This window comes from Salmonella sp. A29-2 (assembly GCF_020150755.1).
Classification (GTDB): domain Bacteria; phylum Pseudomonadota; class Gammaproteobacteria; order Enterobacterales; family Enterobacteriaceae; genus Salmonella; species Salmonella enterica.
The window spans coordinates 1808659-1831179 of sequence record NZ_CP083731.1 but is presented as its reverse complement, the minus strand read 5'-3'; the positions used below and the strand labels follow the sequence as shown (position 1 = coordinate 1831179).

At 39.5% G+C, this 22521-nt stretch carries 19 protein-coding genes and 1 pseudogene; all 20 read right to left on the bottom strand.

Annotated elements, in window-relative coordinates:
• Positions 1-58: 58 nt before the first annotated feature.
• Positions 59-1042: an LPS O-antigen chain length determinant protein WzzB gene (gene wzzB / locus K8W53_RS08760; protein ID WP_000215266.1), complete on the bottom strand. Its 984-nt coding sequence runs from the start codon at positions 1040-1042 to the stop codon at positions 59-61.
• 142 nt (positions 1043-1184) lie between these two features.
• A complete protein-coding gene (gene ugd, locus K8W53_RS08755; protein ID WP_000704825.1) occupies positions 1185-2351 on the bottom strand; it encodes a UDP-glucose 6-dehydrogenase in 1167 nt (388 codons plus the stop codon).
• Positions 2352-2587: 236 nt separating this feature from the next.
• Positions 2588-3994, bottom strand: coding sequence for an NADP-dependent phosphogluconate dehydrogenase (gene gndA, locus K8W53_RS08750; RefSeq protein ID WP_000043532.1), 1407 nt, complete (start codon positions 3992-3994; stop codon positions 2588-2590).
• A gap of 163 nt (positions 3995-4157) precedes the next feature.
• Positions 4158-5588 (bottom strand): undecaprenyl-phosphate galactose phosphotransferase, encoded by a 1431-nt coding sequence (locus K8W53_RS08745; protein ID WP_000373565.1) that lies wholly within the window; start codon positions 5586-5588, stop codon positions 4158-4160.
• Positions 5589-5666: 78 nt separating this feature from the next.
• Positions 5667-7103 carry a phosphomannomutase gene (locus tag K8W53_RS08740; protein WP_052939423.1) on the bottom strand — a complete coding sequence of 479 codons (1437 nt, stop codon included), beginning with the start codon at positions 7101-7103 and terminating at the stop codon, positions 5667-5669.
• A gap of 7 nt (positions 7104-7110) precedes the next feature.
• A complete protein-coding gene (locus K8W53_RS08735) occupies positions 7111-8532 on the bottom strand; it encodes a mannose-1-phosphate guanylyltransferase/mannose-6-phosphate isomerase (protein ID WP_000040079.1) in 1422 nt (473 codons plus the stop codon).
• Positions 8533-8546: 14 nt separating this feature from the next.
• Complete coding sequence (locus tag K8W53_RS08730; protein ID WP_001529342.1) at positions 8547-9704, bottom strand: glycosyltransferase family 4 protein; 1158 nt, start codon at positions 9702-9704, stop codon at positions 8547-8549.
• Positions 9691-10701 carry a glycosyltransferase family 4 protein gene (locus K8W53_RS08725; RefSeq protein ID WP_001060529.1) on the bottom strand — a complete coding sequence of 337 codons (1011 nt, stop codon included), beginning with the start codon at positions 10699-10701 and terminating at the stop codon, positions 9691-9693. Before K8W53_RS08725 ends, K8W53_RS08730 begins: the two co-directional genes overlap by 14 nt.
• Positions 10701-11900, bottom strand: coding sequence for an O-antigen polymerase (locus tag K8W53_RS08720; RefSeq protein ID WP_052939424.1), 1200 nt, complete (start codon positions 11898-11900; stop codon positions 10701-10703). Before K8W53_RS08720 ends, K8W53_RS08725 begins: the two co-directional genes overlap by 1 nt.
• Positions 11901-11993: 93 nt before the next feature.
• On the bottom strand, positions 11994-13037 hold the full coding sequence (locus K8W53_RS08715) for a glycosyltransferase family 2 protein (RefSeq protein ID WP_001100430.1): 1044 nt from the start codon (positions 13035-13037) through the stop codon (positions 11994-11996).
• A 1-nt stretch (position 13038) separates the two neighbouring features.
• Positions 13039-13653, bottom strand: coding sequence for an acyltransferase (locus tag K8W53_RS08710; protein ID WP_023224551.1), 615 nt, complete (start codon positions 13651-13653; stop codon positions 13039-13041).
• A 46-nt stretch (positions 13654-13699) separates the two neighbouring features.
• The gene (locus tag K8W53_RS08705; protein ID WP_023224550.1) at positions 13700-14662 is read right to left on the bottom strand and encodes a glycosyltransferase family 2 protein; all 963 of its coding nucleotides are present in this window, start codon (positions 14660-14662) and stop codon (positions 13700-13702) included.
• Positions 14655-15995 carry a hypothetical protein gene (locus K8W53_RS08700; RefSeq protein ID WP_023224549.1) on the bottom strand — a complete coding sequence of 447 codons (1341 nt, stop codon included), beginning with the start codon at positions 15993-15995 and terminating at the stop codon, positions 14655-14657. Before K8W53_RS08700 ends, K8W53_RS08705 begins: the two co-directional genes overlap by 8 nt.
• Positions 15995-16876 carry a CDP-abequose synthase gene (rfbJ, locus tag K8W53_RS08695; RefSeq protein ID WP_000887842.1) on the bottom strand — a complete coding sequence of 294 codons (882 nt, stop codon included), beginning with the start codon at positions 16874-16876 and terminating at the stop codon, positions 15995-15997. Before rfbJ ends, K8W53_RS08700 begins: the two co-directional genes overlap by 1 nt.
• Before the next feature lie 13 nt (positions 16877-16889).
• Positions 16890-18203 (bottom strand): lipopolysaccharide biosynthesis protein RfbH, encoded by a 1314-nt coding sequence (gene rfbH / locus K8W53_RS08690; protein ID WP_000126351.1) that lies wholly within the window; start codon positions 18201-18203, stop codon positions 16890-16892.
• 26 nt (positions 18204-18229) lie between these two features.
• A complete protein-coding gene (rfbG, locus tag K8W53_RS08685) occupies positions 18230-19309 on the bottom strand; it encodes a CDP-glucose 4,6-dehydratase (protein ID WP_000565903.1) in 1080 nt (359 codons plus the stop codon).
• A 4-nt stretch (positions 19310-19313) separates the two neighbouring features.
• Positions 19314-20087, bottom strand: a complete 774-nt coding sequence (rfbF, locus tag K8W53_RS08680) for a glucose-1-phosphate cytidylyltransferase (RefSeq protein ID WP_052939425.1) — start codon at positions 20085-20087, stop codon at positions 19314-19316.
• Positions 20084-21077, bottom strand: a pseudogene (locus tag K8W53_RS08675) (CDP-6-deoxy-delta-3,4-glucoseen reductase). The gene rfbF and the pseudogene K8W53_RS08675 overlap by 4 nt, the downstream one beginning before the upstream one ends.
• A 5-nt stretch (positions 21078-21082) precedes the next feature.
• Complete coding sequence (gene rfbC, locus K8W53_RS08670; RefSeq protein WP_000973713.1) at positions 21083-21634, bottom strand: dTDP-4-dehydrorhamnose 3,5-epimerase; 552 nt, start codon at positions 21632-21634, stop codon at positions 21083-21085.
• On the bottom strand, positions 21635-22513 hold the full coding sequence (gene rfbA / locus K8W53_RS08665) for a glucose-1-phosphate thymidylyltransferase RfbA (protein ID WP_023224546.1): 879 nt from the start codon (positions 22511-22513) through the stop codon (positions 21635-21637). It abuts the gene before it with no gap.
• Positions 22514-22521: the final 8 nt, after the last annotated feature.

Genomic DNA, 22521 nt, shown 5'->3' with positions numbered 1-22521 from the left:
CCGGTTTTTTAATGAGAAATTTTACCTTTCGAAGCCGACCACCATCCGGCAAAGAAGCTTACAAGGCTTTTGGCTTATAGCTACGTAGCGCATTGCGCCCCAGCACAATCCCGGCGCCGATCATCCCGCCCAGCAACACAGCCAGCACGAGGGTAATGGCTGTTTTCGGGCTATCGCGACGGACCGGCAGCGTCGGCTTCATCACATAACGATAGACGTGCACCGTATCGGCAGTCACTTTCAGATTTTTAATGTCCAGCAGTGTCTGCTTCGTCTGGTAATAGGCCGGAGAAAAGACCAGTGGACGCGTCGCTTCGTTCTGTATCATCGATTTTAGCGCATCGCTCCCCAGCAGGAACATCGTGTCCTGGGTAACATCCTGGGTTTGCTGAATCTGCGGCTGCGTGATTTTGGCCTCATCCGCATAGCGCAACGCTTCTTCGATTTGCTTAATACGCAGATCTTTTTGTTCCTGCGCCACAACTTCCTGCGTCTCAAGAGACTCCTGCAACGTTTTGGTTTGCAGCGTGATGTTATCTTTCAGGTCAACTTCCAGTTCCTTAGCGACCTCTTCATCCACCTGTTGGATATATTCCGCCAGCCGACGCTGCGCCCCTTCAGCGGTAGTACTCACATAAGAAACCGAGAGTGGCAGCGCCTGCCCCTTTACCGACTGTTCAATGGTGAGCTTTTCCCGCTCTTTCTGATTATCCAGCGCTTCCGATAATGCGGAAAACGCAGAGCTAAAGCGGCTTATAAAATTCGCCTGCACTTCAGAGATTTTGGGGGCATTCCCGCCATACAAGACGTTGAGCGCGTTGGTATAGGTGGCAACCTGCGCGGCATCAGGTTGGGTAATAATCGCCGTGGATGTCCATTTTTCTTTGGCTATCATCAGGTAGCCTACGGCCAGCAAAATGGCGATAACAACGGCTACAATAATGGTCATCTTCCCACGCCATAACTGTAGCAATAACTCAATCAAATCAATCTGTTCCGGATCGTTCCCACGCCCGGAAGACGTATTACTATCCACTGTCATAGATACCCTAACTAAAAAAAGGATGAAGCTGGAGACAGTGTAGTCATAAAGCAAATATATGCCATAGGATTAATGATAAAAATCAGACATTATTTCCATTTGGTCAATAAATCATCGGGACTCATCAGCCCCGATTGCCTTATTAATCACTACCGAAAAGATCGCGGGTATACACTTTTTCAGCGACATCCAAAAGCTCTGCCGCCATCCTGTTGGAAATAATGACATCCGCCTGCTGTTTAAAGCAGTGCAAATCACGCTCAAGGCGTGAGTTAAAGAAAGTATCTTCTTCCATTACCGGCTCATAGATGATGACCTCTACGCCTTTCGCTTTAATGCGCTTCATAATCCCCTGAATCGATGAGGCGCGGAAGTTATCGGAGCCACTCTTCATAATCAGGCGATAAATGCCTACCACTTTAGGCTTTCTGGCTAGGATAGCGTCGGCAATAAAATCTTTACGCGTACGGTTTGCTTCAACGATAGCGGAGATAATATTATTAGGCACCGACTGATAATTGGCCAGCAACTGTTTGGTATCTTTTGGCAAACAATATCCGCCATAACCAAAAGAGGGATTATTATAATGATTGCCAATACGCGGGTCGAGGCACACCCCTTCAATAATTTGTCGGGTATTTAATCCTAACGTTTCAGCATAGCTGTCTAATTCATTAAAATAAGCGACTCGCATAGCGAGATAAGTATTGGCGAAAAGTTTAATAGCTTCCGCCTCAGTGGAGTCCGTAAACAGCGTTGGAATCTCCTGTTTAATAGCGCCTTCCTGGAGTAATGCGGCAAATTCTCTGGCGCGCTCAGACTGTTCCCCAATCACGATACGGGAGGGATAAAGGTTATCGTAAAGGGCTTTACCCTCACGTAAAAACTCCGGAGAGAAAATGATATTTTCTGTCGCAAACTTCTGACGCATTGCCGCCGTGAAGCCAACCGGCACCGTAGACTTAATAATCATCACGGCTGCGGGGTTGATGCTGATCACATCCTGAATGACCGATTCCACACTGGACGTATTAAAATAGTTGGTTTTGGGATCGTAATCCGTAGGCGTAGCAATGATGACGTAATCTGCATTCTGGTACGCATCAAACTTATCCAGCGTTGCCCTGAATCTGATGTTATCTTCCTTTAAAAATTGCTGAATTTCTTTATCAACAATCGGAGATATCCGATCATTTAACAGTTCAACACGGGAAGGAACAATGTCTAACGCCACCACATCATGATGTTGTGCAATAAGCAAACCATTAGACAAGCCAACATAACCCGTCCCGGATATCGTGATTTTCATTATTCGCTCTCAGAATTAACTTAATTATGAATCATGATGTATTTCGCATCCTGATAAGATATTAAAGTTTTAACGCCTGAGTATATAAAGTGCAACGCAGACGAAAACAATTCAGATTATCTTCATTACGATAAACACAGATTATTAAGTTAATATTAAGCAAAAGCGATAAATCAATAAGAATAGAGATAAAAAAAAGCCCGGTATTAAACCGGGCTTAAACATTTTTGCAGAAATTATTCCAACCACTCGGTATGGAAAATGCCTTCTTTATCAGTACGTTTATAGGTGTGCGCACCAAAGTAGTCACGCTGCGCCTGAATTAAGTTAGCTGGCAGTACTGCGGCGCGATAGCTGTCATAGTAGGCCACTGCCGCAGAAAATGTCGGCACCGGAATGCCGTTCTGCACCGCGTAAGCCACAACATCACGCAGCGCCTGCTGGTACTCATCAGCAATTTTCTTGAAGTAAGGCGCTAACAGCAAATTGGCAATACCGGCGTTTTCTGCGTAAGCATCGGTGATTTTCTGCAGGAACTGAGCGCGAATGATACAACCCGCACGGAAAATCTTAGCAATCTCGCCGTAGTTGAGATCCCAGTGATATTCATCAGACGCGGCGCGTAGCTGCGAGAAGCCCTGCGCATAGGAGACGATCTTGCCAAGATACAGCGCGCGACGCACTTTCTCGATAAATTCCGCTTTGTCGCCTGCCGGCTGCGCTTTCGGCCCGGAGAGCACTTTAGATGCGGCAACACGTTGCGCTTTCAACGAAGAGATGTAACGCGCAAAGACGGATTCGGTAATCAGCGACAGCGGTTCACCCAGATCCAGCGCGCTCTGGCTGGTCCATTTACCGGTCCCTTTGTTGGCGGCTTCATCAAGAATGACATCCACCAGGTAGTTTCCGTCTTCATCTTTTTTAGTGAAGATGTCTTTAGTGATGTCGATCAGATAGCTGCTCAGCTCGCCGTTATTCCACTCAGTAAAAGTGTTCGCCAACTCTTCATTGCTGAGATTCAGGCCGCCTTTCAGCAGGGAGTAAGCTTCAGCGATAAGCTGCATATCGCCATATTCAATACCATTGTGGACCATCTTGACGTAGTGACCAGCACCATCGGCGCCGATATAGGTCACGCACGGTTCGCCATCTTCCGCCACAGCAGCAATCTTCGTCAGGATCGGCGCCACCAGTTCATAGGCATCTTTCTGACCGCCAGGCATGATAGATGGCCCTTTCAGCGCGCCCTCTTCACCACCGGAAACACCGGTACCGATAAAGTTAAAACCTTCCGCAGACAGCTCGCGATTGCGACGGATTGTGTCCTGGAAGAAGGTGTTACCGCCATCAATAATGATATCGCCTTTTTCCAGATACGGTTTCAGCGAATCGATAGCTGCATCAGTACCTGCGCCCGCTTTCACCATTAACAGGATACGACGAGGCGTTTCGAGGGATTCAACAAACTCTTTCACCGTGTAATAAGGCACCAGCTTTTTGCCGGGATTCTCGGCAATCACTTCTTCGGTCTTTTCACGGGAGCGGTTGAAAACGGAGACGGTATAACCACGGCTTTCGATGTTGAGCGCGAGGTTGCGCCCCATCACTGCCATACCGACGACGCCGATCTGTTGCTTGGACATTACATACTCCTGTCAGGTGTGGAAACCCTGCCACAAACGGTCATGGCAGGTTAAAGGTGAATAGTATGTTAACTCAAAGGTATGATATTAAGGTAGCGATTGATGCGTTCAGATTTTACGCAGGCTATTTTATACAATTATTATTCAGTACTTCTCGGTAAGCTTAATACGCACCATCTCGCCGCAAAACAACTTTCGCTGTTTTAAACAGAATGGCAATATCATTCCAAAGCGTCCAGTTTTTAACATACCAGGAATCAAAATAAACACGAGTGTCATAATCAACATCATTACGCCCACTCACTTGCCATAGACCTGTCATGCCCGGCTTTGCCATCAAATAATAATCAACATCATCACAATAACGCTCCAGTTCATCCGAAACGATAGGTCGTGGTCCAACCAGACTCATATCACCTTTTAGTACATTAAAAAGTTGTGGCAACTCATCAAGGCTAGTTTTACGTATAAATCGACCTACAGCTGTGATTCGAGGATCATTTTTCAGTTTAAAATCTTTTTCCCATTCAGCTCTGGCAATAGGATCGTTAGCCAAAAGTTCTTTTAGTACCTCTTGAGAATTCATAACCATAGAACGAAATTTGTAGCATGGAAAAAGTTTTCCATGCCGGCCTACTCGCTGGTGACCATAAATAGCCGGACCACCATCTCGAGTAACTTTATACCACAGATAAATCATAAGTGGTGATGCAATTATAAGAATCATTATTGAACAAACAATATCAAATGTCCGTTTGAGAAAACGGGACGACCTTTTAGCCAAGTTATTTTGTATCCTTAATAACATAACTTCATGGCTAAAGATAAAAGACATATCTGTATTATATAACGGCAATCCTCTAAACGAGGGGACGACAGTAACAGAACGACAATGATGTTTTGAAAGTTCACGTAGCCAAAAATGTGTTTTCTCCAACTCGGTGTATTCATAAGCAAGGATATAATGGACATCACCTGTACGATTTAAATCCCAAATAGTCTCAGTATCCTTTATCACCGGCAACATATTTATTTCAGCATCTGACGCATCCGTATCAAAAAAAGCGATAACATCAAACCCCATCATCTCCTCACTTTGCAGCGCAGAATATGCACCACGAGCATTCTGTCCGCTCCCCAGGATGATAGTTTTTTTCTTCCAGATACCTAGCTTGTTCAATAAATGCTTTGTAAGTGCGCGAAAAAAAGGCACCAGGATTATGGCAAAAGTCCAACAAAACACCCAGACATAGCGTGAAAACTGCCATTTTGTAAAAGCAATTAAAGCCAAATCAAACACAGCAAAAATAACGATAGTACGAATAACCTCTTTCAACTCATACCAGAATGGCTTTCGATATGTATAGTGACGCAGCCGAACCCAAAACCATCCAACGCATACTATAGATAGAATAAAATGTGATATAAATCGATTATCCAATTGCTCTTGTGGTACAAATCGCTGAACTTCATCAAAGATTAAATATACAACACCTAGCGATGCCCATAAGGCTACATTAAAAAACAATAAATCTGATATAGCCAATAATATTTTGCATAAATTTGGGTTATACTTATTATCAAAACGATCCATTTAATCCTCACCCTCAACCTGGGTACCAGATAACCAGACAAAGTATTACTGGAAAGAAACGCTCTATATCAACAGCCATTAAGCTCTACCCAGTTTGCTTTTGATATTAGAGAGAACAGTTTCAACAATATTACATGCATCCTCTTGCGAGTCAGCCTCCGCATAGCAACGCAACTCAGGGGCATTGCCTGAAGGTCGCAAATGAATAATATTATTGTTATCGATAGTGATTCTAAAGCCATCAGTAACATCAGAATGTAATATATGATGTTTATTAAAACCAATATACTGCAAAAAATCCTCTTGATCTGTCAGACCAAGATTTATTAGAGACATACTTGTTTTAACACTTATATCCTGTAATCTGTTTGAATAGGTATAGCGAGCAGGAAGTTTTTTAACAAGCTCACTAATACTTTTGTCCTTGCTACCAAACAGAAGCATAATGGCAGGTAATAAAGCATCACGTGTTGGTAATGCCTTAAGTAAACGCTGATTAATATAAACATTGCTACCTAGCAGAAAGCCACCATTCGCTTCAAAACCAGCTATACAATTATAGTTTGCAGATAATTTAGCAAATGCTGCAATCACATAGGGTGAACCAATCTTTGTTCGTTCCACATGTTTAAAAAAGTTACCAGATGAGATTGTACTGTTGCAGCTTACAGGAATAGCGACTGCATCAGCAGCTAATTCGAGAGAGCACAGAAGGCCTAATATATCTCCTCTTAACCAATTTCCATATTCGTCAGCTATCAGAGGGCGATCTCCATCACCATCAGTTGAAAATATAGCATCTAACTGATATTTTTTTGCCCATGTGATTGCTTTATTTCTATCATCTTCACTTACAGCTTCAGTATCAATAGGAACAAATTCGTCGCTCCTTGCTAAACTAACAACTGTAGCACCCAACATTTTGAATAACGTCTTATAGAGATCACGACCCGCACTAGAATGCTCATAAATTCCAATGCGCTTATTTTTTAAGAATGGCATTGGAAATAATGAGGTATATCGTAGAATATAATTTCTAGCAGCGATTGTGGAAATTGTCAATTGTTCAAGCTTAGGCTTCATAAATGAGGCTTCAACATGAATAATAGCATTCTCATCATCTTTAGTAATTTCACCATCTGGCCTATAAAATTTCAGGCCATTACGGTCAAAAGGGATATGACTGCCAGTAACCATGATTGCAGGTACTTTATCGGAAATTGATTGATGAGCTAAAGCAGGTGTTGGAATTACGCCATAGTAAACGGTTTTAATTCCTTTTTCTTGCAAAGCAGCAGCACAAGCTTGAGCCATCGCGTAACTGCTTGGACGATTATCAATTGCGAGCGCAACCGTTGTAAATGAGAATCTTTGCTGCATTACTGTCAAAAAGGAAATGGTAAATGCTGCGCAAACTTCGGGTGTAAAATCGGTAACAAGGCCGCGGGCACCACTGGTTCCAAAATTAATTCCAGATTTGTTGATAACATCGTAAGTATTATATATATTTTTCATCAATTCATTACTCCAGATATCCAGAATGTTTCTCCAGGCGAATAATATCATCCTCCGCAAGATAGGTGCCAGATTGAATTTCTATTAGTTCTAATGGAATAGTCGCGGGGTTTTTTAACGTATGAACTGTATTAGCAGGTATAAATGTTGATTCATTCTCCGAAATTGTAAAAATTTCTTCCCCCTTAGTAATACAAGCAGTACCAGATACCACTATCCAATGCTCAGCACGATGGAGATGCATCTGAGCAGCAAACTTCGCGCCTGGTTTAACAGTTATTCTTTTAACTAAATAATTATCGCCACTATGAATTACGCTAAATTTTCCCCACGGTCGGAAAACCTCTAAATGTTTTTTATGTTCGTTTCTATTATTAGCTTTTAAATAATCAACAACTTTTTTAACATCCTGGACTGAATCTTTATCAGATACTAATAAGGCATCTGCTGTCTGCACGATAACTAAATTATTTACTCCGATTGTACTAATAAACGATTTTTCAGAATAGATATAATTATCTTTACTATTATATGCAAAAATATCGCCATGTAATACATTACGTTGTGGATCTTTCTTAGAAATATCCCACAGTGAAGACCATGACCCCACATCTGACCAGCCGGCATTCATCGGTACGACAACTGCATGCCTAGTATGTTCCATTACCGCATAATCGATAGAATCACTAGGGCACATTGCGAATGCTTCTTTATCAATACGGATAAAATCAAGATCAGGATTAATACTCCCTACCGCATTTTCACATGCTTGGTAAATATCGGGGGACAGATCCTTTAATTCTTGTAAGTAACTACTTGCACGAAAAAGGAACATACCGCTGTTCCAATAATATTTCTCTGATTCTACATAATGACGCGCTGTATCGAAATCAGGCTTCTCTACAAATTCGGCTACAGAAAAAGCATCTTCCCCGATTGCTTCACCTCTACAAATATAACCGTAGCCAGTTTCGGCCTGTGTGGGTACAATACCAAACGTTACTAGCTTACCTTGTGTTGCAAAAAATTCAGCGTGATTGATAGCTTTAAGAAACACTTTCTCATCGCGGATGACATGATCCGCAGCAAGGACAAGCAAAAGCGGGTCTTCATCGACGACATTCTGAAGTGAACAAAAAGCGGCCAGCGCTATAGCTGGGGCTGTATTACGCCCCACTGGCTCTAATATGATGTTATTTGCTAGTTTATTTATAGCTCGAAGTTGTTCAGCGACAAGGAAGCGGTGACTATCATTACAAATGACTAAAGGTTCTCCAGCCAAAAGAGGAGTCAATCTTTTAATGGTGTTTTGCAGCATAGATAATTCACCATCTACGCTTAAAAACTGTTTCGGATGCTCTTCACGTGAAAGTGGCCACAAACGGCTACCAATCCCACCGGCCATTATTACTGGTATTAATTTAGACATTCAATAAACCATAATTAACGTTTAATAATCTGTTCTGTTTTGAAAAGATTCCACTTTTCATTAACAAAGTTCTTAAATTCTTGTTCAAATCTTGATCGAGAAAATTTTTCTGCATTTTTTCTACAAGCCTGAGATGTAAAAAATGATGCATTTTTTTCAAACTCACTAACAGCTTCATGCAAAGAAGCAATATTCTGTTCCTTGAAGAAAATGCCAGTCGGTTCCTCTATACCTAGTGGGCGAACGGTTTCTAAGGCCCCTCCCTTCCCAAAGGCAATAACAGGGGTACCGCAAGCTTGAGCTTCGACAGGTATTATTCCAAAGTCCTCTTCCGCTGCAAAAACAAACGCCCTGGCGCTCTGCATATACTCTTTTAAAACAGGAAAAGATTGATAACCGAGCAATTTTATATTGTCTGTAGCCTTGCTCTTTATTTTTTTCATCTCCGGTCCATCACCAATAACTACTAATTTCTTTTCCGGCATTTTACTAAAGGCTTCGACAATAAGATCAATACGTTTGTAGGGTACCATACGGGATGCTGTGAAATAATAGTCTTGCTTTTCATTTTTTACTTCAAAATTATCCACATCTACAGGCGGATATATAACTGAAGCCTCACGTCTGTATACTTTTTTAATTCTACGCGCGATATATTGAGAATTAGCTATAAAATGATCAACCCCATTTGCGGTTCGAGAATCCCAAATTCGTATTTTGTGAAGAAGCCATTTTGCTAACCAACCTTTAATTCCTTTATTCAGGTTAGACTCATTAAGGTACTGATGCTGTAAATCCCACGCATATCGAATAGGAGAATGAACATAGCTAATGTGAAGCTGATCTGGTCCGGAAATAACACCTTTTGCAACGGAATGGGCGCTACTAATGATGATATTAGCATCTGATAAATCAAGTTGTTCAATAGCCAGTGGCATTAGTGGTAAATATTTCTGGTAAAATTTTTTAGCTTTAGGTAAATTTTGAATAAATGTGGTAGTCGCATATTTCCCCAGAAAATGTCTTCTTTGTTCATCCGTTAGAAAATCAACCACCGAATATAACTTCGCTTCAGGGAAAATATGCAGGATGGCAGATGATACCTGTTCGGAGCCTGCATAACTTAATAACCACTCATGAACGAGAGATATTTTTATTTCATTTATTTCCATCACATGCCTCTGTCAGTACCATTTCAATCTCACTAACCACGTTTTGCCAATTGAACCTCTTTGCCCGCAAAAGCCCCTTTTGGATTAAATGCTTACGAAGTTCAGAATCATTAATTAACCTCGAAATTCCTTTAGTAATAGCATCTTCCGAAAGAGGGTCGACAAGAATCGCTGCATCTCCAGCCACCTCTGGCAATGATGAAGTCAGAGAAGTTAATACAGGAATACCACAGGCCATGCTCTCCACTACAGGTAATCCAAAACCTTCATATAAAGAAGGGAAAACTAATCCTAACGAGCCCTTATATAACGATGGTAAATCTTTTTCAGACACGAACCCAAAGAACTTTACACGTTCACTTAAACCATGTTGTATTATTAGTTTTTCTAAATCATTACAAGGATTACCAGTAAAAACGAGTTTTATTGCTGGATCAATATCTGCTTTGGCAAAGGCAGATATAACACACTTCTCATTCTTATGAGTTTTTCTGTTTCCTACACATAGCAAATATTTATAGCCTAAATTCAATGGTTTTACATCGGCATTAAATAGACTAGATACCCCATTATATACCGTGACTATTTTATTAGGGTTTACACCTGACCATGCTACTATTCTTTCTTTTGAAAAATTCGAAACTGTGAATATTTTATATGCTTTTCTACAACCGCGCTTTATTATAAAATTATAAAATAACCTCTTAAAAAGAGAGGAATTATCATTTAAATCCAGATGATTTAGATCATGTATTGTTATTATGAACTTTTTCGAACAAAAAAGTGGTGGGATATAGCCAGGAAGAAAAACCACATCAGTTTTCTTTCGCAGAAAAATATTGACTGCTAAACCTAATGGGGCCAGCGGAGAAGCACATTTTCTATATAGTTCCTCCTTAGATATATCACATAGTAGTTTAGAAATTTCATCAGTAAAACGTCCAATACCCCCTTTATTAGACCAACTAATATCCATCAAAACCTTTTTATTATTCATTATCGCGTGCACCGTCTATTTGTTAATTTTAAAAATGGAATCAAAGCTAAAACTGTCCAATAATATATAGAAAAAGTTGATGATGAAGGTGCTGAACTTAACGCTGCACTTATAAAATATATACTTCCAAAGAGAAAATATAATCTATAGTGCATATTGCTATAATGACTGCCATATATTCTATTTAGTAAAGTTGAAGAATAAAATTGACTTGCTAGATAAATAATATTTATGATTAAGCCAATAATACCAGTCTCAAGGGCGATCCAGAAAAAATAATTATCCGTATTTAACCTATTATCTTTTACCGAAAGCATGTTTCCTGAACCTTGAGTACCCAGACCTATACCTGATGGATGTTCTGACAGGAAGTTTAATGAATTAATTGCCATATCTATCCGTCCCTGTGTAGATCCACGCGATGCCTGAGACGAATCTGTAAACCTGCCGATCAAAATTTCTGTATAGTTGTCAAAAATATTAGTAGAAATTGCTAAAACGGGTATAATTATTACAAATAAAGTTATTCCACAAAGAAGCATCTTCCGATTTGAAATTATATAAAGTGCGTAAATAAGCGCAGCAACAAGTATTGCTCCTCTAGTAAGACTCATGCAGATCGCTATAAATAGCACAAAACTAATAATAAGCATCAATAATCTTTTATATCCTTGGGAAAAACACTCCATACATAACAAAACACCTAATGTGAGCATATATCCAAAATTGAGAGCATCACTAAAACCGCCTGTAGCCCGGACCATCCCATCATAGCTATTAATTAAGTTTAATTGTTCTCCTGCATAATGCTCATCATATCCGAGCAATTTAATGAACTCTCCATTCATTAGTACATCAATAATAGATATTGTCGCAACTATAAACATTAGAAAAATTATGTAGCAAACTATTTTTTCAATATTTAAGGATTGCGGGTATGACACTTTTAAAATCACTAATGCTATGAAAACTGCCGGGAATAAAATATAACTCCGCCCCCCCATAATTGCTTGAATTTTATCCGGTGAGAATATAGTTAACGCTATTACCCATAGTATTACCGCCGACCATGAAAAAATAGTAAAAATCAACGGAAAATAAGTTTTTTTCCTATCAATGACAAATCGAACTAGCACTAACGCCACAAAAAATACATTGAGTACATCCCTTAGGATTGCTCCTGGTGGAAATGGCAGCATACCCACCATCCACGAACTAATATATGGAGAAAATAAGTTAACGCCTAATATCGCAGCAAGAAGTATATTCATAACATTTTTTGAAAGTGGAGGTTAAATACCAAGACGCGGAGTACCGCCTTTTTTGCTACGAATGTATTTAATTAAAGCATCATAGCCCCTCCGTTTTAGTACATACCCTAAAAAGGCATGCACATAGAAAAGCTTTTCATTTGAAAAGCCCATTTTCCGAAATTTATTTATCATTTTAATATAAGTATAAAGAGGCAAGTCGAGTTGATCTCGAATATAAGGATAAAAATAGTTCGCTAAGTCTTTTCTAATTCCAGCATAAACGCCATCAATTTTTGTTGTATCTTCTATATATTTTGCAATTAGCAACAAGCCTTCAACCATATGTATACGGCCCTCTGGTTTATACCCCCCAGGGGTGAAAACTCCTTTTTCAGTTCCAGCGTTACCAAAGTCAGGAGCCTCTGTATCCCTCGACAATGTCATCACGTCGCTAAAATAGTATCCCTGACCTTCAGCCATTAGCATACCAGCAAGGTACATTTGATAATATAAACGCCCATCAAATAAATCACTCGATAGTTTTTTTGCTTTTTCAGCATTGACAATAAAGCCTGAAATAACTCCAACTCTACGGAAGAAAAATTTAATGGCATCAGCCCCCGGCTGAAATAAAGTATCGTCTGTTAAATGACGAACAGTATCACATAACTCATTCGGATTTTCCTTAAACCAACCATACGCTCGCGTAGCCAATACAATTTCAGGATTAGCCTTCAAAACTTTCACTATTTTTGATAACGCTCCATCTGCTAATAGATCATCGTTGCCCATGATCATGCAATATTTACCTGTCGTCAAACTAATGCATTTTTTTAAATTCTTATCATAGCCTAAATTATCTTCATTGAAATTAACATAAAGATTTTGTTTATTATTTTTTGCTTTATAGTTTTCGATAATAGAGTTTATCTCATCTCTCTGTGGAGATTTATCTTCACAAACAATGACCTCAAAATCATTATTCTTTAAACAATAATCTTGATTATATATGCTATCCAGTAGTGGCTCTAAAAACTCAGCTCTATTATAAGACGGTATACAAATACTGATAAAAACATTCATTTTAAAATACCTTTATTACTTTAGCAGGAACCCCACCAATTAAACATGGCTTATCGACTTTTAAATCCTTGACGACTGAATTAGCTGCGATTACACAGCCATCACAAATTTCACTACCAGCCAGAATTACTGCATTATCTCCAATCCAGCAGCAATTACCTATTTTAATAGGAGCAATATCACCTAATGGCTTATTTGCTGGCGGTTCTATTTTCGGACTGCATACTTTATAACTGCCATGGCTATGATCGCCTATATAAACTTTGCTACCAATTAATATATCATTTTCTAAAATTAAACATGATACGCAAGAAATATGAACATTATCACTTAAACATATACGTTCACCTATGTACAAATAAGGTTCAAATTTTTCATCACCATAATTGTATACAGCTTCAATCCAGCAGTTATCACCAACCCGCATACTACCCCATTTGGAAGAGGTGTTATTTTTTGCAGAGTAAGGTTTGACATTCAATTTAAAATTCTTCCCAACCATTTTAAAGTCATATCCGCTAAGCAGAACAAGAAACTTCGCTTTTAATTTCCGCCTAACTTTACTCAATAATGATATGATAAGATTTAATTTTAATCTTAAAATATAGACAAACATTAGATAGTCCTATAAGTCGTTTTCAGCAAACCACCTTGAATAATTTTTATTTATGCATTAAAACCGTCTTTATAATATATTTTATTTTTCTAAATAAAGGCACAGTTTTAGGATATAGATAGAAAAACCTAAGCCCATATTTATATATAATTAAATCTATAAATGCACTATCGCAATCTCTTAAATAATTATTTGTAGCAAAATTTTTGGTTTTATCTTCATCGCCTATGAAGTTAAGTAGGAATAAACATGCTGATGCGCGAACTCTTTTACTTACACGGTGCTCTCTGGGATAAAAAACATCAAAGATTGTCGCAAGATTATTAGAAAAAACCTTATATAAATGATATCCACCTGAATTATCTGGCTCAGCCTCAATTATATTATTATGGATAACTGCGAACTCTCCACCCTGTTTAAGTAATGGCAATTGCCATGTTAAATGCATAAGATATTTTCCAGTAGTTTGCGGACTGAAAATACCAACGGCTTTGACAATTGCATCAGTTTTCTTACATATCATTCCAGAAATAAACGTGAACATAACTTTCACTTCTGAAATAAAATCTACATCATTTGTGTAGAATGACGTCCTCACATCAGCATTATAATTTAACTCAGTCTTTGCTGCTGAGTTTACATACACCATATCTAATGCAGGCCGGGTCTTTAATATCGAAAAAACCTTCGAAATACCATTTTTGACTATTAGATCATCATCGCCAATCATCCAAAGATATTTTCCATTTGATAACTCAAAACATTTCTGGAAGTTACCATCCATTCCTAAGTTTTCTTCATTTAGATGATAAGTACTATTTCTTATTTTATCTAAGCCACTCTTGGCTATTCTTGCTGTTTCATCTGTTGAAGCATTATCACAAACAATAACCTCGAGTTCATCATGACAATAGTTCTCCTGTTGAATTATACTATCAAGTAAACGAGCCAAACATGAAGAGCGGTTATATGTCGGAATAGCAATAGTAAGAAGAGGTTTTTTACTCATAAGAACTCTTGAATCTTTTAAAGATTATATAAGTTTGAGGAACAAAATATAACCACGTTAGTGCTGCATACATTAACATGTAGAACCTCGAGTACTCTAAATATGCAACAAACAACATTGTAGTTATAGTCAAGAGAGCCATTATACATGATGCCAATGTCATTTTTTCAGTTTTATGCGCTCTTATATAGGTTGCAAAGCAAGCTACAATGTGATTACCAATAATTGCTAAAGATAAAAAGAAAAAATCCTGCAATCCCAAAAACCGCTCGCCAATGTTTGAACCAGATAATTTCAATAACCATAATGAAATGTATACACCAGTTAACCCTGTCAAGACAAAAAAGGATGATTGCATTACTGCACTTTTGAACGATTTACTCAGTTCCGCAAGTTGTTTGTTGGAAACCATTACTCCCCATTTTGGATATTTAGTGGATATCCAAGCCAGGCCCGTAGCCATTACCATATTGCATAATGTTAAAGACATCCCTAACTGCCCTGCATATATAGCCCCGAAATATTTGAATGCAATGGGGGTCATAACAAAATAAATAAAATACCCTGACATCCAACTTAGAGCAATTCGCCATTGCATAGGAAATATTTCATTAACCCATGAAATACCACCTTCAGTATATTTATTTTTATGCCTTAAAGATTGCAGGAAAATTTTTTTAAAATACTTATATGAAAATATGGAGAAGATGATAGTCCCTGAAATAGCTATTGCAGACGTAGCATATAGTCCAAAGCCACTAATAAGTAAGCTTACTGCCAATATACCAGCTAACAGCGACTGATACATTCTCATTTTATTCACATCAGTAATTAACCCACTCCCTTCAGCGACAGAAAGTACAGAAACAAGAAAAATATTAAAAGCTGTAACTATTGTTAATAATAACCATGCCCCTTGCCAAGGTACACCTAAGCCTTCTTTTTGCGTAAAAAAAACATACCCGATGGGACCGACTATTAATATTATTAGCAAAGCTATTACTGCATACCATTTTATTGCCAACCGAAATAACGATAGGTAACGTTGCTTATTTTTACTTTCACCTATAATATCTCGTTCAGAATAATCATATTTTAACGCTGACATTTCGTGGCTAGCGAATTGAATGATTACCGTTGATAGCCCCAATTCAAATATTATCTGTAGTGCCACTACTGAATTAAATGTATAATAATAGCCCTGTGCGTCTTTAGATAAATAGTGTGATATTAACATTATTAACAGCAAACCCGTTAATACAGATATTATCTTACCAAAAATAACATAACGAATTGCTTTATCTACACCTAACATTCTAATAATACGATTCATTAATCTTTCATACTCAACATTTTTTTCACACCCTTCTCAATAGAAAACTCGGCACTCCAACCTAATTGAGTCAAGAAAGAGGTATTTGCATGTGACTCCATAATCTCATCATCACGCATCGCAACTGCACCATAATTTATCTTACTACTACTATGCGTTTCTTTTTTTATTATCTCAAACACTTCTTTTAGCTCTATCGATTTTCCAGTCCCCACCTCGACATCATAGTGTCCAGCGTTAAAACCCTCCTTTAAAATTTTCAAATAGGCCGAAACAACATCGTCTATATAAATAAAATCTCTTTTCTGCCTGGCGATCGTACAATCAATATCTTCATTGTTTTTCATTTTTTTGATAATATACGGGATTATTTTACCTGCTTTATCCCTCTCACCGTAAACATGTTCTAAACGTAAATTTATAAAACAAACGTCTGGATGTTCCTCTACGTATATTTTTGATAGTTCTACAAAATGTCTTTTAGATGCCATGTAAGAACGCATATATCCATAGTGCTTCTCATATTTCCCAAAAAAAGAGTCAGTAGAAATAAAGAATTTAGTTTTAAGCGCTGGCATTAACTCAAGCAGTCTTGTTGGTAACAGGACATTACATTTATATTGTTCAGATATAGGGGTTCTGTTTCGACCATAGTCTGTTGCAATATGGACAATCGCATGAATATTCATAGATGATTGACATATTTTTTCTATATCTTGTATATTCAACCATTCAATCAAGGTATTGATAATCGTTGGCTCGGTTATAGGACGCTTTAATGCAATAATACTATAACCTTCCTTTATGAGACTATGTAGTAGATGGGTACCTACAAAGCTAGTAGCGCCAGTCATTAGGATTTTCTTATTCACATCAAGCATCCTATTCTAAAAATTAGAAATTTAAACCAAAAAATTCTTCAAACTTACTTACGACATAATCTAAATGCTCTGTAGTCAAGCCTGGATAAATACCAATCCAGAACGTTTGATTCATTATACGGTCGGTATTTGTCAACTCACCCACTACACGATATTTCACATTAGCAAAATACGGTTGGCGAATCAGATTTCCAGCAAACAGTAAACGTGTACCGATTTTTGCTTCATCAAGGAATTTCACCAGTTCGACACGGTTAACACCGCTAGTTTCTTTCAGGGTGATAGGGAAGCCAAACCAGGATGGGTCTGATTTCTCTGTTGCTTCTGGTAATTCGAGGAATTCAGTGCAAGATTGCAAACCCTGTTTCAAATAGGAAAAGTTAGCTTTACGCTGCTCTACAAACTCTTCCACGCGTTCTAACTGAGCCAGACCACATGCTGCCTGCATGTCCGTGATTTTGAGATTATATCCGAGGTGGGAATAAGTATATTTGTGATCATAGCCTTGAGGAAGTGACCCCAATTGCTGACCAAAACGTTTACCGCAGGTGTTATCGCATCCTGGCGCACAATAACAATCCCGGCCCCAGTCACGGAACGACTCAATAATTTTCTTTAGTTCACCTGACCTGGTGAATACAGCACCACCTTCACCCATTGTGATATGGTGAGCCGGATAAAAACTAACGGTTCCGATGTCACCAAAGGTACCTACCATCTGGCCTTCATAAGTCGTCCCAAGGGCATCACAGCAGTCTTCAATCAACCATAAGTTATATTTATCGGCAATCCGACGAACTTCACTCAGGTTAAATGCATTACCGAGTGTATGAGCGATCATTATCGCTTTTGATTTCTCAGTAACTGCAGCTTCAATGAGAGAGGCATCGATATTATATGTCGGGATATCAACATCCACGAATACCGGTATTAAACCATTCTGGATCGCCGGGTTAACTGTAGTCGGGAAGCCAGCAGCGACAGTAATAACCTCATCACCAGGTTTGAGAGCACGCTCGCCTAATTTTGGGGAAGTCAGCGCAGTCAGTGCCAGCAAGTTTGCCGAAGAGCCAGATGTAGTCGTTAAAACATGAGGAACCCCAATAAATTCCCCAAGTTTTTTCTCAAAGGCATCATTGAAACGACCAGTAGTTAGCCATCCATCAAGAGACGCCTCAACCATCAATTGTAACTCTTTGGCACCAATAACCTTCCCGGAAGGAGGCACAACGCTTGTACCTGCAACAAAAGGTTTCGGGCTCAATGCCTCATTCGCATACTGAGCGACAAGCTGAGAGATTTGCTCACGCAGGTTATTTGCTGTCATTACTTTGATTCCTTAAACTTATTTTCTTAACGAGTAGTTGCAGACATATAGTCGCTGATTTCACGCTTTGAACAAATCAACATATCTTCGCCGCGAATCCATGCTTTATGCCATTTTACGATGCGACCAAGTGTTTCAGTCAATCCCCAACGCGGATGCCATCCTAATTGCATATTTGCTTTAGAGCAATCCAGTTTCAGGTAATGTGCCTCATGAGGATGATTCTCACCATCCAGTAACCAGCTTGCATCATCACCCCAAAGCGTGACCATCTTGTCAACAATAAATTCGACCGTCTTCGCATCTTCATCACGCGGGCCGAAATTCCATCCTTCAGAAAACTTAGCACCTTCTGTATATAAGCGTTGCGCCACCACAATGTAACCAGAAAGAGGCTCCAGTACATGCTGCCAGGGACGGATAGAATATGGGTTTCGAATAATAACCTGCTGGTTATTTTCAAATGAGCGCAGAATATCGGGAATTAAACGGTCTTTAGCCCAATCGCCTCCGCCTATGACATTACCAGCCCTCACAGACGCCAAACCAACGCCATGTTGCTCATAATTTGCAGGATTGAAGAATGAGTTCCGGAATGCAGACGCGACTAATTCTGCACAACCTTTACTATTAGAGTATGGATCGTACCCTCCCATGGGTTCGTTCTCACGATAGCCCCACACCCACTCACGATTGTCGTAGCACTTATCACTGGTGATATTTACGACTGCCTTTATGTTACCTACTTGCTTAACTGCTTCAAGCAAATGGACAGTACCCATAACATTTGTTGAGTATGTTTCGATTGGCTGTTCATAAGATAGGCGCACTAAAGGCTGGGCTGCCATATGGAAAACAATTTCTGGCTTAAATTCTGCAATAGAATTGCGCAGCTTTTCAAAATCACGAATGTCGCCAATATGAGATTCCATAAGATCATTAAGACGCACTATCTCAAATAAACTTGGAACAGTTGGCGCATCAAGTGCATAGCCTTTTACAATTGCACCCATTTCAGTCAGCCATAGCGAAAGCCAGCTTCCTTTAAAGCCAGTATGGCCGGTAACGAATACACGTTTACCTTGCCAAAAATTTTTATCAATCATCTAGTTACTCCCAGGTTTTCCACGGAGCTTTACCTTTTTCCCACAGCCCTTCGAGGTAAACTTTATCACGTAGGGTATCCATCGGCTGCCAGAAACCTGGGTGTTCAAAAGCCATTAACTCCCCCTGTTGTGCCAATGTCATTAATGGCTCTTGTTCCCAGGTTGTTGCATCGTTATCGATGAGATCGATAACCGATGGATTCAACACAAAGAAACCACCATTGATCATTGCCCCATCGCCTTTCGGTTTTTCCTGGAATGACCGGACCTGACCAGCTTGGATATCTAATGCGCCAAAGCGTCCTGGTGGAAAAGTAGCTGTTAAAGTCGCTTTCTTACCGTGAGCCTTATGGAAATCGATAGTCGCTTTGATATCAAGGTCGGCAACGCCATCACCATAAGTAAACAGGAAAGCCTCGTCATCTTTTACGTATTCAGCAACACGTTTCAGACGACCACCAGTCATTGAAGAATCACCCGTATCAACCAATGTGACATTCCATGGTTCAACACGTTTATGGTGAACTTCCATATGGTTTTCAGCCATATGGAATGTTACATCTGACATGTGAAGGAAGTAGTTCGCAAAATATTCTTTAATCACATATCCTTTATAACCACAGCAGATAATAAAATCCTTGATACCATGCACAGAATACATTTTCATAATGTGCCAAAGAATAGGCTTGCCACCAATTTCTACCATCGGTTTTGGTTTTACAATTGTTTCTTCACTTAGTCTGGTACCAAGTCCACCAGCCAGGATGACCGCTTTCATAAATTACCCTCAATATTATTTAGATGCAGTAAATGCATCAGAATAGAAATGTTCTACAGAGAGATTTTTCATCATAAAGTCCTTTTTACTGGCATCGATCATCACAGGTGAACCACATGCATATATATCGAAGAACTCTAGAGAATCAAAATCATCCATCACGGCATGATGGACAAATCCCTTTCTCCCCCCCCATTCGGCGTCATCACCAGAAACAACAGGGATATAGTGAACGTTGTCGTACTGTTCACTCCACTGCTGCGGTAATGCAGAGTAAAAATCTTTACTATCTTGCATTCCCCAGTAAATGTAGATCTCACGACGACATTTCCCCTGAATGAGATGCTCAACCATTGATTTAACTGGAGCGAATCCAGTACCGCCTGCAAGGAAGATTATAGGTCTGTCACTTTCACGAATAAAAAATGTTCCGCAAGGCCCTTCAATGCGCATAAGAGTATTTTCTTGTAACTCCCCAAAAATGAGCGAGCTCATCTGACCATTGGGAACATTCCTTACATGCAACTCAATACCATTCGACTCATCACTATTAGCGATAGAATAACTGCGAGTTACACCTTTATAATGTAAATTGATATACTGCCCTGGAAGGAAGCCAATTTTTGCTGTTGGTGGTGTGCGTAACTTCAAAGTCATAACATCGCCTGAAACCAGTACAGCACTATTTACCTTGCATGGGACAATTTTTTTTGTCTGTCCAGCTAGTTCAGGAAAAAAATGCGCATTTAGCTCAAGGGCGGTTTTAGGTTTACAGCAGCAAGTTAGTATTTTATCACCCTGTCCAAAAATATTACCTTTGGAGTCAACAACTTCTCCCGCCAACAAATCGGACTCACAGATACCACAATCACCCGCTTTGCAGCTATGTTCAAGATGGATGCCAGCCGATAGCGCAGCATCGAGGATTGATTCATCCTCTCTTCCGGAAAATTCAATATTTGATGGAAAAATCTTAATAATATGAGACACGATGCTTACTCTGTTAACAAGGCTTGATGCAGTAAAGGTGCTGCAGCATCTTTTGCTGAAAGCTCAGGCAGCTGAGAAAAAGGCCATTCAATACCTATTGTCTCATCATTCCATAGAATGCTACCTTCCGATGAAGGTGAATAATAATTAGTTGCTTTGTACAAAAACTCTGCATAATCACTGAGAGTAACAAAACCATGAGCAAAACCTTCTGGAATCCAAAGCTGTCGCTTATTCTCAGCAGATAGATTTACGCCAACCCACTGACCAAAAGTAGGCGACTCTTTTCGGATATCGACCGCAACATCAAAAACCTCACCGATAGCACAACGAACTAACTTACCCTGTGCATTTGCTCCTCTCTGAAAATGCAGCCCTCTGAGTACGTTCTTTTTGGATTTTGAATGATTATCTTGAACAAATGTAATTTTACGTCCAATCAACTTTTCAAAGGTCTGCTGGTTATAACTTTCAAAAAAGAATCCCCTCTCATCACCAAAAACTTTAGGCTCTAAGATCAAGACATCTGGTATTGCTGTTTTAATCACAATCATCACTTATAAACCTTTCACCATCGTCAGCAAATATTTGCCATAATCATTTTTTAATAATGGCCCAGCCAATTCTATAACCTGTTGTGCATTTATAAAATTTTTACGAAATGCGATCTCTTCCGGGCAGGACACTTTTAGCCCCTGGCGTTCTTCGATGGTTGCAATAAAATTACTGGCCTCTATCAAACTCTGATGCGTTCCCGTATCCAGCCAGGCATAACCGCGCCCCATCATAGCGACAGACAATCTTCCCTGCTCCATATAGATACGGTTAATATCCGTGATTTCTAACTCACCGCGAGCGGAAGGCTTAAGATTTTTCGCCATCTCCACCACGCTATTATCATAAAAATACAGCCCCGTTACCGCGTAATTACTCTTCGGTTGTAACGGTTTTTCCTCCAGACTAACGGCTGTGCCACTTTGGTCAAACTCAACCACACCGTAGCGCTCCGGATCGTTTACATGATAAGCAAAGACGGTAGCACCACTTTCTTTATTAACGGCAGCTTCCATTAGCTTTGGTAAATCATGACCATAGAAGATATTGTCACCCAGTACTAATGCACAATCATCATGACCAATGAACTCTTCACCAATAATAAACGCCTGTGCTAAGCCATCCGGGCTTGGCTGTACTTTATATTGAAGATTCAGCCCCCACTGGCTGCCGTCTCCCAGTAGTTGTTGAAAACGCGGCGTGTCCTGTGGCGTACTGATGATCAGGATATCCCGAATGCCTGCCAGCATAAGCGTGGAAAGGGGATAGTAAATCATCGGTTTATCATAAATTGGTAGCAATTGCTTACTTACCGCCATGGTCACCGGATAAAGACGAGTGCCGGAGCCCCCCGCTAAAATAATGCCCTTACGCGTTTTCATTTCCATTT